The organism is Streptomyces cellostaticus, from assembly GCF_001513965.1.
GTDB classification, from domain to species: Bacteria; Actinomycetota; Actinomycetes; order Streptomycetales; family Streptomycetaceae; genus Streptomyces; species Streptomyces cellostaticus.
In genome coordinates this window covers 271,409-285,665 of the sequence record NZ_KQ948023.1, presented here as the reverse complement: position 1 = coordinate 285,665, position 14,257 = coordinate 271,409, and the positions used below count along the sequence as shown (strand labels likewise).

The following is a 14,257-nucleotide window of genomic DNA, read 5'->3' as shown; positions in this document are numbered from 1 at the left end:
TGAGCAGGTTCCTTCAGACTACCCGCACAAAATTTCTACGCGAGTAGAGTTGTAGGAAACTACGTGAGGCGCATCACGATCGGGTGACAGGAAGGCACCCTCACGAAAAGTTCTGGGAAAGTTCCACAGGTCCGCCCACGACATCTATTGCGCGGGGACACGCGGACGGATTTAGTCGGGCTTCACTTTGCATTGCCGGGCACTGTACAAATGAATTGGCAATAGCCGATACTCGGCACGTCATCGCCGATGAGCTGTATCGACGTGCCGCACGAAGGGACCGATATTCGTGGCGCAAAAGGTCGTGGTCACTCTCTTTGACGACATCGACGGCTCGGAAGCGGCGGAAACGATCGCCTTCGGACTCGACGGCAAGTCGTACGAGATCGACCTGAACGAAACCAACGCCAAGAAACTGCGCAAGGCGCTCGCGCCCTACGTGGAGGCCGGCCGCAAGCGATCGCGGTCCGGCAAGGCGTACAAGCAGACGGAGGTCGCTCCCGACCCGGCGGCCGTCCGCGCCTGGGCCCAGGCGAACAAGATGGACGTGCCCGCGCGCGGACGCATCCCGAAGAGGGTCTACGAGGCGTTCAGCGCCGCCCAGTGAGCCCGCGAAGGGGCAGCTCCCCAGGGTCCGTCAGCGGACCCTGGGAGCCGTTCACTTGGCCTGGGGGGAGCCGACTTGCGCAACCCCCCTGCTGATCAGCTAATGTCTGGGACACGCCGAGGGGCGAGGCCGAAAGGCCGGATCCCACGGACCATGCGGGTGTAGTTCAGTAGCAGAACATCCCCCTTCCAGGGGGAAGGCGCAGTGTGCAATTCCTGTCACCCGCTCTGGCATCGGTCACGACCACTCTTGTGGATCAGGTAGGCTGGTGCTCGCACCGATCGGTGGGAGCCGGTCGGGAGCAGTGCGGACGTAGCTCAGTTGGTAGAGCGCAACCTTGCCAAGGTTGAGGTCGCGAGTTCGAGCCTCGTCGTCCGCTCGGGAATGAGACCCCGGTCCTTTGGACCGGGGTCTTTTCGTGCGCCCTCGACGTCTCTGACATTTGTCATGCCGAGTGATGACACCGCGCACTGCTGATCCTCCCGGCCCGCCGGGACGCTGAAGTCATGAACAACGACGAACACGAGCGCGTGATCGAGGTCACAGACCTCAGTCGTGTCTACGGGGGCGGGTTCGAAGCCGTACGCGGAATCACCTTCTCCGTGGCGCGCGGGGAGGTCTTCGCGCTGCTGGGCACCAACGGCGCGGGCAAGACGTCGACGGTCGAGCTGCTGGAAGGGCTCGCGGCACCGGCCGGGGGCCACGTCCGCGTCCTCGGCCACGACCCCTTCCGGGAGCGGGCCGCCGTACGCCCCCGCACCGGAGTGATGCTCCAGGAAGGCGGCTTCCCTTCCGACCTGACCGTCGCCGAGACCGCCCGGCTGTGGGCGGGCTGCACCAGCGGGGCCCGGCCGGAATCCGAGGTGCTGGAGCTGGTCGGACTCGCCGGGAAGACCGACGTACGGGTCAAGCAGCTCTCCGGGGGTGAGCGACGGCGCCTGGACCTGGCGCTCGCGCTGCTCGGCGATCCCGAGGTGCTCTTCCTCGACGAGCCGACGACCGGACTGGATGCCGAAGGCCGCCGGGACACCTGGGAGTTGGTGCGCCGCCTGCGGGACGCAGGCACCACCGTGCTGCTCACCACGCACTACCTGGAGGAGGCGGAAGGCCTCGCCGACCGGCTCGCCATCCTGCACGAGGGACGCATCGCCGTCTCCGGAACCCCGGCCGAGGTCACCGCGGGCCGGCCCTCCCGGATGTCCTTCGAACTGCCCGGCGGCTACTTCCTCGGCGACCTGCCGCCCCTGGCCGACCTCGGCGTCTGCGGGCACGAGAGCGACGGCAGGCTCGTACGGCTGCGCACCCGGGAACTCCAGCGGACCGCCGCCGGGGTGCTGGCCTGGGCCGAGCGGAGCGGGGTCGAGCTGCGCCGCCTCGAGGTGCGCTCGGCCTCACTGGAGGAGGCGTTCCTGGGGATCGCACGGGAGCAGGAGGTCAGGGCATGAGCACTCTCGCCTGGGCACCGGCGGGTCGGCGGCTTCGCGCGCTGGCCCGCGCCGAACTCGCCCTCCTCGGCCGCAACCGCGGTGTCGTCTTCACCGCGGTGACGGTGCCGCTCATCCTGCCGTTCAGCGTGGGGCCGGCCTTCGACCGCGTGGACCTGAAGAAGGAGGGGCTGAGCGTCGGCGCGGCGATGATGACGGCCGCGGTCGGCTTCGCCTTCCTCTTCGCCGTCTACACCTCGCTGGTCAACGCCTACGTCGCCCGCCGCGAGGAGCTCGTCCTCAAGCGGCTGCGCACCGGCGAACTCTCCGACGCCGAGATCCTCACCGGCACGGCCCTGCCCGCGGCCGGTCTGGGCCTCGTCCAGGCCCTGCTGCTGTGCGTGGGCTGCGCGGTGCTGCTGCACACCGGCGCGCCGAAGGCGCCGTATCTGACCGTGCTGGGGGTGGCGGCGGGGCTCGTCCTGAGCGCGGCGCTCGCCGCGCTCACCGCGGCCTTCACCCGGACCACCGAGAGTGCGCAGGTGACCGCGCTGCCGCTGGTGTTCGTCTCGATGGCCGGCTCCGGCATCATGATCCCCACCGAGGTCATGCCCCACACACTCGCCTCCGTCTGCGAACTCCTCCCGCTCTCCCCCGCGATCCGGCTCGTCCGCGCGGGCTGGTCCGGCCAGATGAGCGCCTACGAGGCGCTGGGCACGACGGCGACCGCGCTGGCCTGGATCGTCGTGGCGGTGTTTGCTGTACGGCGGTGGTTCCGGTGGGAGCCACGGCGCTGAGACACGGGGCCGAGGTACGGGGGAGCGTGCAGCATGCTGAGGCTGATACGGCAGTGGCACCAGCGGTACTGGCGGGACCGCAGCAAGGCCGAACGGGTCGAGCTGCAGTCCATGGTCACCTGGTACTCCACCCTCTGGACGTTCCCGCTCTTCTGGCTGATGCTGCCGCTCGCGGGCGGAGCCGACCGGCGGCCCGTGCCGCTGGCACTCGGCTGGCTGCTGGTCGCCGTCGACCTGCTGCAGTGCGTGGCCGCACACCGGGTGCTGCGGCCCTCGGTCGACCACTACCTCGGGCGCACCGAACTGCCGTCACGCGCCCTGCGCGCTCCTGCCGTCCTGCTCGGCCTGGCGCTCGCGCTGATCGTGGCGCTCGCCACGGCCGGCGGGAGCGATCCGGTCACCATCCGGCTCACGATCGGAGCGGTGCTCGTGCCGTTCGGGCTGCCGTACGCGTTCACCGTGCCGGTCAAGGTGTTCCTGCGCCGGAGCGCGGCCCTCGGGGCGCTGATCACGGCCGCCTTCTCGATCGCGCGCCCCAGCGGTCTCGGCATCGTCGCCACGGGCGTGGTGATCGCCTTCTCCACCAGCTTCTCCGTGCTGGCCGCCCGCACCGGCGGCTGGACCTTGTCCGTGGTCTGGGAGGCGGAACGCGCCCGGGAGATCGAGGCCCGGCTCGCCGTCGCCGAGGAGCGGCTGCGGTTCGGGCGGGATCTGCACGACGTGCTGGGGCGGAACCTGTCCGTGATCTCCCTGAAGAGCGAGCTGGCCGTGCAACTGGCCCGGCGGGGGCGGCCGGAGGCCGTGGAGCAGATGATCGAGGTGCAGCGCATCGCCCAGGAGTCGCAGCGGGAGGTGCGGGAGGTCGTACGCGGCTACCGGGCGGCCGACCTCGGCACCGAACTCGCCGGTGCGCAGGGCGTGCTGGCGGCGGCCGGGATCGACTGCGAGGTCCGCGCGGAGGCCGCGGGGCTGCCCGCCGAGGTGCAGTCCGCGCTCGGCTGGGTGGTGCGCGAGGCGACCACCAACGTGCTGCGGCACGGGGAAGCCGGCCGCTGTTCCGTGGGGCTGCGGGTGCAGGAGGGGTCTGTGGTGCTGACGGTGGAGAACGACGGGGTGGCCGGAACCCCTCACGGGGGTGGGGGTTCCGGGCTCCCCGGGTTGCGCGAACGGCTGGCCGCCGTGGACGGGACGCTGGAGGCGGGGCTCGTCGGCAAGGACCGGTTCCGGCTGGTGGCTGAGGTGCCCTTGAGGCAGAAAGTGGGCGAAGTCACCTCATGAGCAACCCGGTACGGCTGTTGCTCGCCGACGACGAGCATCTGATCCGGGGCGCGCTGGCCGCCCTGCTCTCCCTGGAGGACGACCTGCTGGTCGTCGCTCAGGCCGCGAGCGGGCCCGAGGCGCTGGCGATGGCGCGGGCGCACGAACCCGATGTGGCCGTGCTCGATCTCCAGATGCCGGGCGCCGACGGTGTGAAGGTCGCCACATCCCTGCGCACCGAACTGCCCGGCTGCCGGGTACTGATCGTCACCGGTCACGGACGGCCCGGGCACCTGAAGCGGGCGCTCGCGGCCGGTGTGCGCGGGTTCGTCCCGAAGACGGTCAGCGCACAGCGGCTCGCCGAGATCATCCGGACCGTGCACGGGGGAAACCGGTACGTCGACCCGGAGTTGGCCGCCGATGCGATCTCCGCCGGGGACTCCCCGCTGACCGCACGGGAGGCCGAGGTGCTGGAGCTGGCCGCCGACGGGGCCCCGGTCGCGGAGATCGCCGAGCGGGCCGCGCTGTCGCCGGGGACCGTGCGGAACTACCTCTCCTCGGCCGTCACAAAGCTCGGTGCGGAGAATCGTCATGCGGCAGTACGTCTCGCACGGGAGCGAGGTTGGGTATAGTTGGCCTCGCGCAGCAGCGCAGTGCGGACGTAGCTCAGTTGGTAGAGCGCAACCTTGCCAAGGTTGAGGTCGCGAGTTCGAGCCTCGTCGTCCGCTCCAGAAGAAAGGCCCCCGGTCCTCGCCGGGGGCCTTTCGCGTGTCTACGACCAGCTGGTGCCCGTCAGCCGCTCGTACGCCTCCGCGTACTTCGCCCGGGTCGCCTCGACGACCTGCTGCGGCAGCGGCGGCGGGGGCTGCTCGCTCGTGCGGTCCCAGCCCGACTCGGACGAGGTCAGCCAGTTGCGGACGAACTGCTTGTCGTACGACGGCTGCGTGCGGCCCGGCTGCCACTGGTCGGCCGGCCAGAAGCGGGAGGAGTCCGGGGTGAGGACCTCGTCGGCGAGGACGAGCGTGTCGCCGTCGAAGCCGAACTCGAACTTGGTGTCGGCCAGGATGATCCCCCGGTCGCGGGCGATGTCCCGGGCGCGGGAGTACACGGCGAGCGTGAGCTGGCGCAGCTGGGACGCGGTCTCGGCGCCGACCTGGCGGGCGACCTCCTCGTAGGAGACGTTCTCGTCGTGCTCGCCGACCTCGGCCTTGGTGGCCGGGGTGAAGATCGGGCCGGGCAGTTCCGAGCCGTCGACCAGGCCTTCGGGGAGGGCGAGGCCGCAGACCGTGCGGGACGCGTTGTACTCGACCAGGCCCGAGCCGGTGAGGTAGCCGCGAGCCACGCACTCCACCGGGAGCATCTTCAGGGACTTGCAGACCAACGTGCGGCCCGCCCAGTCGGCGGGGGCGCCCACGGGGAGCTCGGTGCTGAGCACGTGGTGGGGGGCCAGGTCACGCAGCTGGTCGAACCACCACAGGGAGAGCTGGGTGAGGATGCGGCCCTTGTCGGGGATCTCCGTGGGCAGCACCCAGTCGTAGGCGGACATGCGGTCGCTGGCGACCATCACGAGGTCGCCCGCCTCGTTCTGGTACAGCTCGCGCACCTTGCCGGTGTGCAGGTGCACCAGACCCGGAACCTGGATCGGCTCGGGCTTTTCTACGAATCCGGACACGGTTCCTCCCCGTGGTTCTGTCCAAGTGCCTCGATTCTCCCTTATGGGGGCGATCGGTTTCGGCCAGGGGTCAGTCCCGTTTGCAGATGCGGTCCAGCAGATTCGCCGTGGCCCGCTGGATGCGGGGGTCCACATGGCCGGGGCGGTCCAGGGACGGGGACCAGGCGAAGGTGCCGGCGGCGAACACCCAGGCGCCGGAGGGGGCGCGGTACAGGGACGTCTCCTGGTGGCGCTGGATGCCGTCGTTGTCGGTGTAGGGGGAGTGCGCGAGCAGGATGCGCTCCTCGTGCTCGGGCAGCGCCGTGCGCGGGAAGTAGCGGTCGGCCTCGCCGGCGACCAGGCCCTCGATCTCGTCGCCCTCGTGCGCGCCGGTCGCCTCCCACAGCCAGTGGCCCGCGTTGCGGACGATCAGCGGATGCGGTTCGGGCACCCGGCCCGCGTACTGGATGCCGACCAGCTGCTGCTCGGGCCGGTCGATCTCGCGCCACAGCACCGGCTTTCCGGGGCCTTTGCGCTTGCGGCAGGTCAGCAGCCGGTCGGGGACGCCGGACGGGGAGGGTCCAAGGTCCACCTGCCAGTACATGGTGTTGGCGGAGAGGAAGACCAGCGAGGTGCCCCGGTCACGGGCGTCCTCGACCGCACGGCGCATCGGCACGGACCAGTACTCGTCGTGGCCCGGGAAGACCAGGCCCCGGTAGCGGGTCGGGTCGATGCGGCCGGCGTGCAGATCGCGGGCGTCGGCGTAGGCGAGGTCGTAGCCGTAGCGCTCGGCCCAGCGGATGAAGTCGTAGGCGTGGCCGACGTGCAGGGGCAGGCCGGCGCCCGCGTACGGGCGGTCGAAGGAGACCGTGGTGGCCGCGTCGGCCTCGCCGAGCAGCCGGCCCTTCTCGTCCCAGGCGTGGTAGAGGCTGGCGCCGGTGCGGCCGTCCTCCGGGTAGAGGTTGTACGCCTGCCAGGTGATGTCGGGCAGCAGCAGGAGCAGGTCGGCGGGGTGGTCGTCGCGGACCGTGAAGGGCACGTGGGAGCGGTAGCCGTCGGCGGTGGTGAGGACGGCCACATAGGCGCCGAGGCTCCAGTGGGAGGGCACCTGGAGCCGCCAGGACAGCCACCAGTGGTGGCAGGAGACCGTGCGGTCGGCGGCCAGCGGCGGGGGCTGGACGATGCCGGAGAGCCGGGGGCTGGTGGTGATCTTGGCGGCGCCGTCGCCGCCGTAGTGGCCGATCCGGTAGATGTCCACGCTGAACTGCTGCGGCGGATCGACAGTGATGTGGAAGTCGATCGCCTCCCCGGGCGTGACCGCGCCGGTGGACGTGAAGCCCTTGATCTGGCGGTGCACGTCATCGGCCGAGCGGGGACCGGTGACCGCCGAGCGCGGCGCGGGGACGCGCAGCTTCTCACCGGCCGGCTGCTGCGGGCTCGGGTCGACGTACCAGGGCACGACGTGTCCCGTGTCGTCGAAGTAGGTCTCACTGCCGCGCAGCCAGGGCACCGGGCCCAGGCCGAAGGGATCCGTGACGGCGTGCGCGAGTGCTCCGGACTCCCAGCGGCGGATGCGATCCAAGGCCATGGTCGCTCCCCTCCCTCATGCCCCCGTGTGTCCTGTGTCGGTCGTGCTCGGTCGCGCTGTCGTATGTCGCATGCCTTTGCCATGTGCGCGGTCGGTCCCAGCACATCACATAACGCACGGGCTCGGTCACTATTCGTTGCGAATTGACCTGAACTGGAAGACCGGGCTCCGCTAGGCCGCCCGGGGCGGCCACGGCGCCGGGTGGGCTGCGGGGTCAGACGAGCCGCACCGGCTTCTCCGGGCGTATGCCGGATTCGGCCAGCCAGGCGCGCAGCGGGCCCGGGTCTCCCTCCTCGATCAGACTGAGCACCTTGGGTGCGAGGTCGGCAGCTCTCTCGCCACCGAGGAGCAGCGAGGGACCGTCCAGCCAGTCCAGGGCGGGGGCCGCACCGGCCGTGTCCACGGCGGCGCAGCACACCATCGCCGTGACGTGCTCGGCAAGCAGTTCCCGGGCCGTGCGCGGGGGCTGGAGCGGGAACAGCGGCAGGGCGCCGCCGTCCCACAGGGCGCTGTCGCTGTCGAGGGCCTGGCCGGCGGCGGTCGCACCGCGCGGTGCGGAGGCCTCCTCGCGGGCCAGTTCCGCGCTCAGGCCCGCGGCGAGGGCGGCGCTGCGCTCGGTGCCGGAGTCGGTGTCCTCGTCCTCGTGCTCGTACGCCGTGCTGTCGGCGCTGTACCCCGTGGCGGCGGTGCTCTCCTCGTCCGGGGCGGCCGGGCGGGGAACGCCGGGGTGGGCCGAGGCCTGCGGGCCCGGCTCGGTCAGGTGGTCCAGGACGCGGGCCAGGGTGGGGCCGCCGGGGCCGGAAGCGGCAGGGGCGAGCGTGGGGCGGACGCCGAGGGAGTCCAGCACACGGTGCAGCCGGGCCGCGTCGGCGCGCCAGGTCCGGTCGACGACCTCCTCCGGATACGCCTGCCAGTCCACCGGGGCCCAGTCCGGGCCGGACTCGGCCGGGACGCCGTGGAAGAGACGGGCGGCGAGCAGGGAGGCGGCCTCGTCCATCGCGCCGGGCTCCTCCAGCAGGTCGCAGGCGGGGCGCTCGCCGAGGCGGGAGGCGAAGCCCTCGGCCAGCCGGTCGCGCCGGGACAGCTCGGTGAGCGCGGCCACGACGCCCGCGTCCAGCCGGGAGGGCCAGCGGCCCATGCGCCAGGCGGGCAGCGCCACCTTGGTCAGCAGGCGGTCCCAGCCCGCGTAGGCGAGACCGACCTGCTCCTGGGCGACGATCCGCAGTCCGTAGTCCACGGCCTGGGCGCGCTCGGCCGCCGCTGCCGCGACCCCGCGCTCCATCAAGGTCGCGTGCTCGCGGCAGGCGCGCAGCAGCAGCCGGGCGACGCTGCCGAGGACCGCGCACAGCCCGCGGGTCAGGCGACGGCGGCCGGAGGTCGAGGCGACGGCCACCGCCGCGTCCAGACCGCGCACATAGCGGCGGGCGGCGGCTATGTCCGGGTGCGCGGAGGGGCCCGTACCGGCGACGACCGGGGCGAGGACCGCGCGCAGCTCGCCGACGCGCATCCACCACAGGAACGGGGAGCCGATGACGAGGACGGGGGCGGTGGGGGCACGGCGCTGCGCGCCGAAGCCGGATCCGGGGCCCGCTATCTCGTCGTGCGCCGGCCGCGGGGGCGGGCCGTGGGCCGGATGGGTACGGTCCTCCAGCCAGCTGTCGCAGTCCGGGGTGAGCGCTATGGCCGAGGGCGCCGGGACGTCGAGGCGGTCGGCGAGGTCGCGCACCAGCCGGTACAGATCCGGGGCGGACGTCTCCGGGATCGGGACCGTCGGGCTCACGGCGGGGCGGGCGCGAGCCACGACCAGGGCGATGCAGGCGGCGGCCAGCAGCACGAGCGCGGCCGGCACGCCCACGACCCAGCGGGCCGCGTCCCAGCCCGGGCCGACGAGATGGCCCGTGGAACCGCCGGCCAGCAGGATCACCTCGGCGGCTGCGGGCAGCACGGCCACCGCCAGCGCCCGGCCCCGGATGCGCAGCACGGCCAGGGCCCTGGAGCGCGCCGCCTGCGCGCCCGCCTCCACTCCGATTCCGCTCACGAGCCGACCTCACCCCCTCCCTGCCGAATCCCGCGCTGTCCTGGCGTTGCTCACTCCCCCACTGTGGCACCCGCCACTGACATCGCAATGCCGGTGGGCCAAGTGCCGGAACGCTTGCGCCGCACCCTAGTTGGGGCCTCGGCCCCCGTCAGCCGGATGGGCGATTGCTCACTCGATGGAATGCCTTTGGTCAGAGGTGGGCGACAGACAGCAAAGATCAGGCCCCGGATTCTCATCCGGGGCCCGAGTGGCTGCGGGGTGCGTGCGACCGGCGGTTTCACCGGTTCCACGCCTTCGCCGTTACGCTCCGGCTGCCTTCGCCGCGATGTCCGTGCGGTGCTGCGAGCCGTCGAGGCGGATGCGGGCCACCGCCCGGTACGCCCGCTCGCGGGCCTCGGCCAGGTCCTGGCCGGTCGCCGTGACGGACAGCACACGTCCGCCCGCGCTGACCACCGCGTCACCGTCCCGCTTCGTCCCGGCGTGCAGGACGTAGGCGTGCGGGGCGTCCTCGGCGGCCACCTCGTCCAGGCCGCCGATCGGGTCGCCGGTGCGCGGGGTGCCGGGGTAGTTGTGGGAGGCGACGACCACGGTGACGGCCGCGTCCTCGCTCCAGCGCAGGGGCTCCAGGTCGTCCAGGGTGCCGTTCGCGGCGGCCAGCAGCACACCGGCCAGCGGGGTCTTCAGACGGGCCAGCACGACCTGGGTCTCGGGGTCGCCGAAACGAGCGTTGAACTCGATGACACGGACGCCGCGCGAGGTGATCGCGAGCCCGGCGTAGAGCAGACCGGAGAACGGCGTGCCACGGCGGCGCATTTCGTCCACGGTCGGCTGCAGCACCGTCTGCAGCACCTCTTCGACCAGCTTCGGATCGGCCCACGGCAGGGGCGAGTACGCGCCCATGCCGCCCGTGTTCGGGCCCTCGTCGCCGTCCAGGGCGCGCTTGAAGTCCTGGGCGGGCTGGAGCGGTACGACGGTCCGCCCGTCGGTGATGGCGAACAGGGACACCTCGGGCCCGTCGAGGAACTCCTCGATGACGACACGCTCGCATCCGGCCGCGTGGGCCGTGGCGGCCTCGGCGTCCTGCGTGACGACGACGCCCTTGCCGGCGGCCAGCCCGTCGTCCTTGACGACGTAGGGAGCACCGAACGCGTCGAGGGCCTCGGCCACCTCCGCTTCCGTGGTGCAGACGTACGACCGGGCGGTCGGCACCCCGGCCGCCGCCATGACGTCCTTGGCGAAGGCCTTGGACCCCTCCAGCTGCGCGGCTTCCCCGGAGGGGCCGAACACGGGGATGCCCGCCTCGCGCACGGCGTCGGCCACGCCGGCGACCAGCGGGGCCTCCGGGCCGACGACGACGAGGTCGGCGCCGAGGTCGCCGGCCAGCGCGGCCACGGCCTCGCCGTCGAGCGCGTCGACCTGGTGCAGCTCGGCGACCTCGGCGATGCCGGCGTTGCCGGGGGCGCAGTACAGCGCGGTGACGTCGGGGTCGAGGGACAAGGAGTGGCACAGGGCGTGTTCGCGGGCGCCGCTGCCGATGACGAGGACCTTCACGGGGGTCAGCCTAATGGCAAGGTTGCCGAAGCTTCGGGGCCGGGGATCCTGTGGGTTCCTACAAAGGGGCCGGGGGCAGGGTCACTCGTTGGAGAACTCCTCCACCACCGTCGCCCCCAGCTCCCGGACGATCAGTTCGTGGCCGGACAGGGCCGACTCGTCGAGGTCGGGGTCGTCGTCCTCGGGGATGTCGTCCTCGGGGGCGACCGGGGGCGGCTCGGGCGCCGACGCGGGCTGCGGGGCGGGACCCGCCGACGCCGGGGCGGCCGGGGCGCCGCCCCGGGCTGCGCCGGGCGCGGGGGAGACCGGCTGGGGTGCTGCCGGGCGCGGGGCCGCGGGGGCGCCGTAGCCACCGCCTGCGGGCGTACCGCCGTAGCCCGCACCGCCGCCTCCGCCGAAGCCGGGCGAGCCGCCGGACGGCGGGGGCGCGGAACCGCCCGAGGGGTCGACGACCGCCTCGATCTTCCACTGCACGCTGAACTGCTCGGACAGTGCCTGCCGCAGCACGTCCTCGCTGCCGCTGCTCGCGAAGTTGTCGCGGGCGCCGGCGTTGACGAAACCGAGCTGGAGGGTGGTGCCGTCGAAGCCGGCCACCTGGGCGTTCTGGCTGAGCAGGATCCAGGTGAAGCGGCGGCGGTTCTTGACGGCCTCCAGGATGTTCGGCCAGAGCACGCGGGGGTCGAGCCCGCCGCTGGGGGCGGCCTGAGCCGGGGCCGGAGCCGGAGCAGGTGCCGAGGGCGCGGCTGGGGCGGGAGGCGCCTGGTGCTGGGGCTGGGGCTGTGCCGGAGCGGGGCTCTGCTGGGCGCCCGCCGGAGCGGCCGTGGGCCAGCCACCGGGCCGCCGACCGCCGCCGGCGGGGGCGGCGGTGGGCCAGGCGCCGGGGGCGGGGGCCGAAGGAGCGGGGGCGGCCGGGGTGCTGCCCTGCTGTGCGGCGGGCGCCTGGGCCGCGGGCGCGGGAGCTGCCGGAGCCGGCGCGGGTGCGGGTGCTGCCGGAGCCGGCTCAGGTGCAGGTGCGGGAGCTGCCGGTGCCGGTGCGGGTGCGGGTGCGGGAGTCGTGGGCGCCGCGGCGGCCGGGCTGCCCTGGCTGCCGGGGCCACCCCCCGCCCGTACGGCCGCGCGGGCGGCGGCGGGTCCGCCGCCGGGCGGCACCGGAGAGGCGCCCTGGGCCAGGCCGGCGTGGGCCTCGGGTCCGGGGACGTACCCCATGGCGGGCGCGCCACCCCCGCCCGCGAAGCTGACGCCGCGCTCGAGGCGGTCGAGGCGGGCCATCACGGCGCGCTCGTCTCCGTAGGCGGCGGGGAGCAGCACGCGTGCGCAGATGAGTTCGAGCTGGAGGCGGGGCGAGGTGGCGCCGCGCATCTCGGTGAGGCCCTCGTTGACGAGGTCGGCGGCGCGGCTCAGCTCGGCGGCGCCGAAGGTGCCGGCCTGGGCCTGCATGCGCTCCAGCACGTCGACCGGGGCGTCGATGAGCCCCTTCTCCACCGCGTCCGGTACGGCGGCGAGGATGACCAGATCCCGCAGCCGCTCCAGCAGATCGGCCACGAAGCGCCGCGGATCGTTGCCGCCCTCGATGATCCGGTCGACGACCTCGAAGGCCGCCGCTCCGTCGCCGGTGGCGAAGGCCTCGACGACGGAGTCGAGCAGGGACCCGTCGGTGTAGCCGAGCAGCGAGGTGGCCATGGCATACGTCACACCGTCCGCACGCGCACCGGCGAGGAGCTGGTCCATGACGGACATGGAGTCACGCACGGAACCGGCGCCGGCCCGCACGACGAGCGGGAGCACACCCTCCTCGACGGGGATGTCCTCGCGCCGGCACACGTCGGCGAGGTAGTCCCGCAGCGTGCCCGGCGGGACGAGCCGGAACGGATAGTGATGCGTACGCGACCGGATGGTCCCGATGACCTTCTCGGGCTCGGTGGTGGCGAAGATGAACTTGAGATGCTCCGGGGGCTCCTCGACCACCTTCAGCAGGGCGTTGAAGCCGGCCGACGTGACCATGTGGGCCTCGTCGATGATGTAGATCTTGTACCTGCTGCCGGCGGGTCCGAAGAAGGCCTTCTCACGCAGCTCACGGGCGTCGTCCACACCACCGTGGGACGCGGCGTCGATCTCGATGACGTCGATGGACCCCGGGCCGTTCCTGGCCAGGTCCTGGCAGGACTGGCACTCCCCGCACGGCGTGGGCGTGGGACCTTGCTCGCAGTTCAGACAGCGCGCCAGGATGCGCGCGCTGGTGGTCTTCCCGCACCCACGCGGCCCGCTGAACAGGTACGCGTGATTGACCCGGTTGTTCCGCAGCGCCTGCTGCAGCGGGTCGGTGACATGCTCCTGCCCGATGACCTCGGCAAAGGTCTCCGGGCGATAGCGGCGGTACAGCGCGAGAGACGACACGCATACGAGGTTATAGGCGCCCACTGACAACCAACCCCGCCCAAGACTGCCGGGCGGCCCCGGCAGCGGGACCCCGCCCGCACACGCAAGCGCCCCCCACGCACCCGCCAGAGCCGACCTACCCTTGCTGCCTTCCGGCCCTGGGGGAGTTCAGTCAGATAGCGCCACGTGAGGGGCTGGAGAAAAGAGTACCCGATGCGGGCCTGCGGGAACGAGTTCGCGAGCACTCCCCTCGGTCATGTAATGTTCCCAGCGGAGGATTCGCCTAGAGGCCTAGGGCGCACGCTTGGAAAGCGTGTTGGGGGCAACCCCTCACGAGTTCGAATCTCGTATCCTCCGCCAGTGCCTCACCGGGCACGATGTCGAAGGGCCCCACCGCTTGCGGTGGGGCCCTTCGACGTCGGCGGCCTCGGCCCCCGAAGTCGATCTGTGCCGACGGCCACAGCGAACGGGATCCCCGTAGGCGCATACTGAGGTCGATGACAAAGCCTGCTGCACCGAAGCGTCATTTGCCTACCAGCCCCTTCAAGGCCCCGGTCACACCTGCTCCCAAGCACTTCGCCGTGGGCGACAAGGTCACGCACGACATGTACGGCCTCGGCCGCGTGATCGGCATCGAGGACGGAATCGCGGCGCTCGTCGATTTCGGCTCGGCGCAAATGCGGATCCTGAGCCCGTACGCCAAGATGACCAAGCTGTAGGACCGCTGTGCCCGGTCACGGCACGCCAGGCCCCTTCCGGGACCTGTAACGAAAGAGGGACCTCTCATCGATCCGACGTCGCTGTTCTCCGCTCTGGAAGGGCAACCCCGCTGCTCCGCCGCAGCATCGCCGCCTCCGACGACAAACCCCTTCCAGGCCCCGGACTTCGGGGAAGACGAGACCTTCCTGCCCGAGGACGCATACGAGCCCGCCCCGGGCATGCGTGCAACTCGATCCAAGGCGGCCTAG

Annotated in this window: 11 protein-coding genes, 4 tRNA genes and 1 other RNA gene; 10 read left to right on the top strand and 6 right to left on the bottom strand. The window is 72.3% G+C overall.

Annotation, left to right across the window (positions count from 1 at the left end; all coding sequences use genetic code 11):
* Positions 1 to 289: 289 nt before the first annotated feature.
* The 8 genes from AQI88_RS19760 (at position 290) to AQI88_RS19725 (ending at position 4,816) form a co-directional block, all read left to right on the top strand.
* The gene (locus tag AQI88_RS19760; protein WP_067000783.1) at positions 290 to 607 is read left to right on the top strand and encodes a histone-like nucleoid-structuring protein Lsr2; all 318 of its coding nucleotides are present in this window, start codon (positions 290 to 292) and stop codon (positions 605 to 607) included.
* Between the two features lie 155 nt (positions 608 to 762).
* A tRNA-Gly gene (locus AQI88_RS19755) sits at positions 763 to 834 on the top strand.
* Between the two features lie 79 nt (positions 835 to 913).
* A tRNA-Gly gene (locus AQI88_RS19750) sits at positions 914 to 986 on the top strand.
* A gap of 127 nt (positions 987 to 1,113) precedes the next feature.
* Entirely contained in the window at positions 1,114 to 2,052 is a 939-nt protein-coding gene (locus AQI88_RS19745) for an ABC transporter ATP-binding protein (protein ID WP_067000780.1), read from the top strand.
* Positions 2,049 to 2,828 carry an ABC transporter permease gene (locus AQI88_RS19740; protein WP_067000777.1) on the top strand — a complete coding sequence of 260 codons (780 nt, stop codon included), beginning with the start codon at positions 2,049 to 2,051 and terminating at the stop codon, positions 2,826 to 2,828. The genes AQI88_RS19745 and AQI88_RS19740 overlap by 4 nt, the downstream gene beginning before the upstream one ends.
* 33 nt (positions 2,829 to 2,861) lie before the next feature.
* On the top strand, positions 2,862 to 4,106 hold the full coding sequence (locus tag AQI88_RS19735; protein ID WP_067000773.1) for a sensor histidine kinase: 1,245 nt from the start codon (positions 2,862 to 2,864) through the stop codon (positions 4,104 to 4,106).
* Complete coding sequence (locus tag AQI88_RS19730) at positions 4,103 to 4,717, top strand: response regulator transcription factor (RefSeq protein WP_067000771.1); 615 nt, start codon at positions 4,103 to 4,105, stop codon at positions 4,715 to 4,717. Before AQI88_RS19735 ends, AQI88_RS19730 begins: the two co-directional genes overlap by 4 nt.
* Positions 4,718 to 4,740: 23 nt before the next feature.
* Positions 4,741 to 4,816, top strand: a tRNA-Gly gene (locus tag AQI88_RS19725).
* Positions 4,817 to 4,857: 41 nt separating this feature from the next.
* Here the strand turns inward: AQI88_RS19725 and AQI88_RS19720 are convergent.
* The 6 genes from AQI88_RS19720 to ffs form a co-directional block, all read right to left on the bottom strand.
* Positions 4,858 to 5,757 carry a phosphoribosylaminoimidazolesuccinocarboxamide synthase gene (locus AQI88_RS19720; RefSeq protein ID WP_067000769.1) on the bottom strand — a complete coding sequence of 300 codons (900 nt, stop codon included), beginning with the start codon at positions 5,755 to 5,757 and terminating at the stop codon, positions 4,858 to 4,860.
* 70 nt (positions 5,758 to 5,827) lie between these two features.
* Positions 5,828 to 7,324 (bottom strand): N,N-dimethylformamidase beta subunit family domain-containing protein, encoded by a 1,497-nt coding sequence (locus tag AQI88_RS19715; RefSeq protein WP_067000767.1) that lies wholly within the window; start codon positions 7,322 to 7,324, stop codon positions 5,828 to 5,830.
* Positions 7,325 to 7,538: 214 nt separating this feature from the next.
* On the bottom strand, positions 7,539 to 9,362 hold the full coding sequence (locus AQI88_RS19710) for a M48 family metalloprotease (RefSeq protein WP_067000765.1): 1,824 nt from the start codon (positions 9,360 to 9,362) through the stop codon (positions 7,539 to 7,541).
* Positions 9,363 to 9,662: 300 nt separating this feature from the next.
* Positions 9,663 to 10,913, bottom strand: a complete 1,251-nt coding sequence (gene purD / locus AQI88_RS19705) for a phosphoribosylamine--glycine ligase (RefSeq protein ID WP_067000764.1) — start codon at positions 10,911 to 10,913, stop codon at positions 9,663 to 9,665.
* Between the two features lie 81 nt (positions 10,914 to 10,994).
* A complete protein-coding gene (locus AQI88_RS19700) occupies positions 10,995 to 13,307 on the bottom strand; it encodes a DNA polymerase III subunit gamma and tau (protein ID WP_067000762.1) in 2,313 nt (770 codons plus the stop codon).
* A gap of 82 nt (positions 13,308 to 13,389) precedes the next feature.
* Positions 13,390 to 13,488, bottom strand: an RNA gene (gene ffs, locus AQI88_RS19695) — signal recognition particle sRNA small type.
* A 73-nt stretch (positions 13,489 to 13,561) separates the two neighbouring features.
* Between ffs and AQI88_RS19690 the strand changes: the two genes are divergently transcribed.
* Positions 13,562 to 13,649 (top strand) — tRNA-Ser (locus AQI88_RS19690).
* A gap of 137 nt (positions 13,650 to 13,786) precedes the next feature.
* Entirely contained in the window at positions 13,787 to 14,008 is a 222-nt protein-coding gene (locus AQI88_RS19685; protein WP_067000760.1) for a CarD family transcriptional regulator, read from the top strand.
* The last annotated feature ends 249 nt before the right edge of the window (positions 14,009 to 14,257 follow it).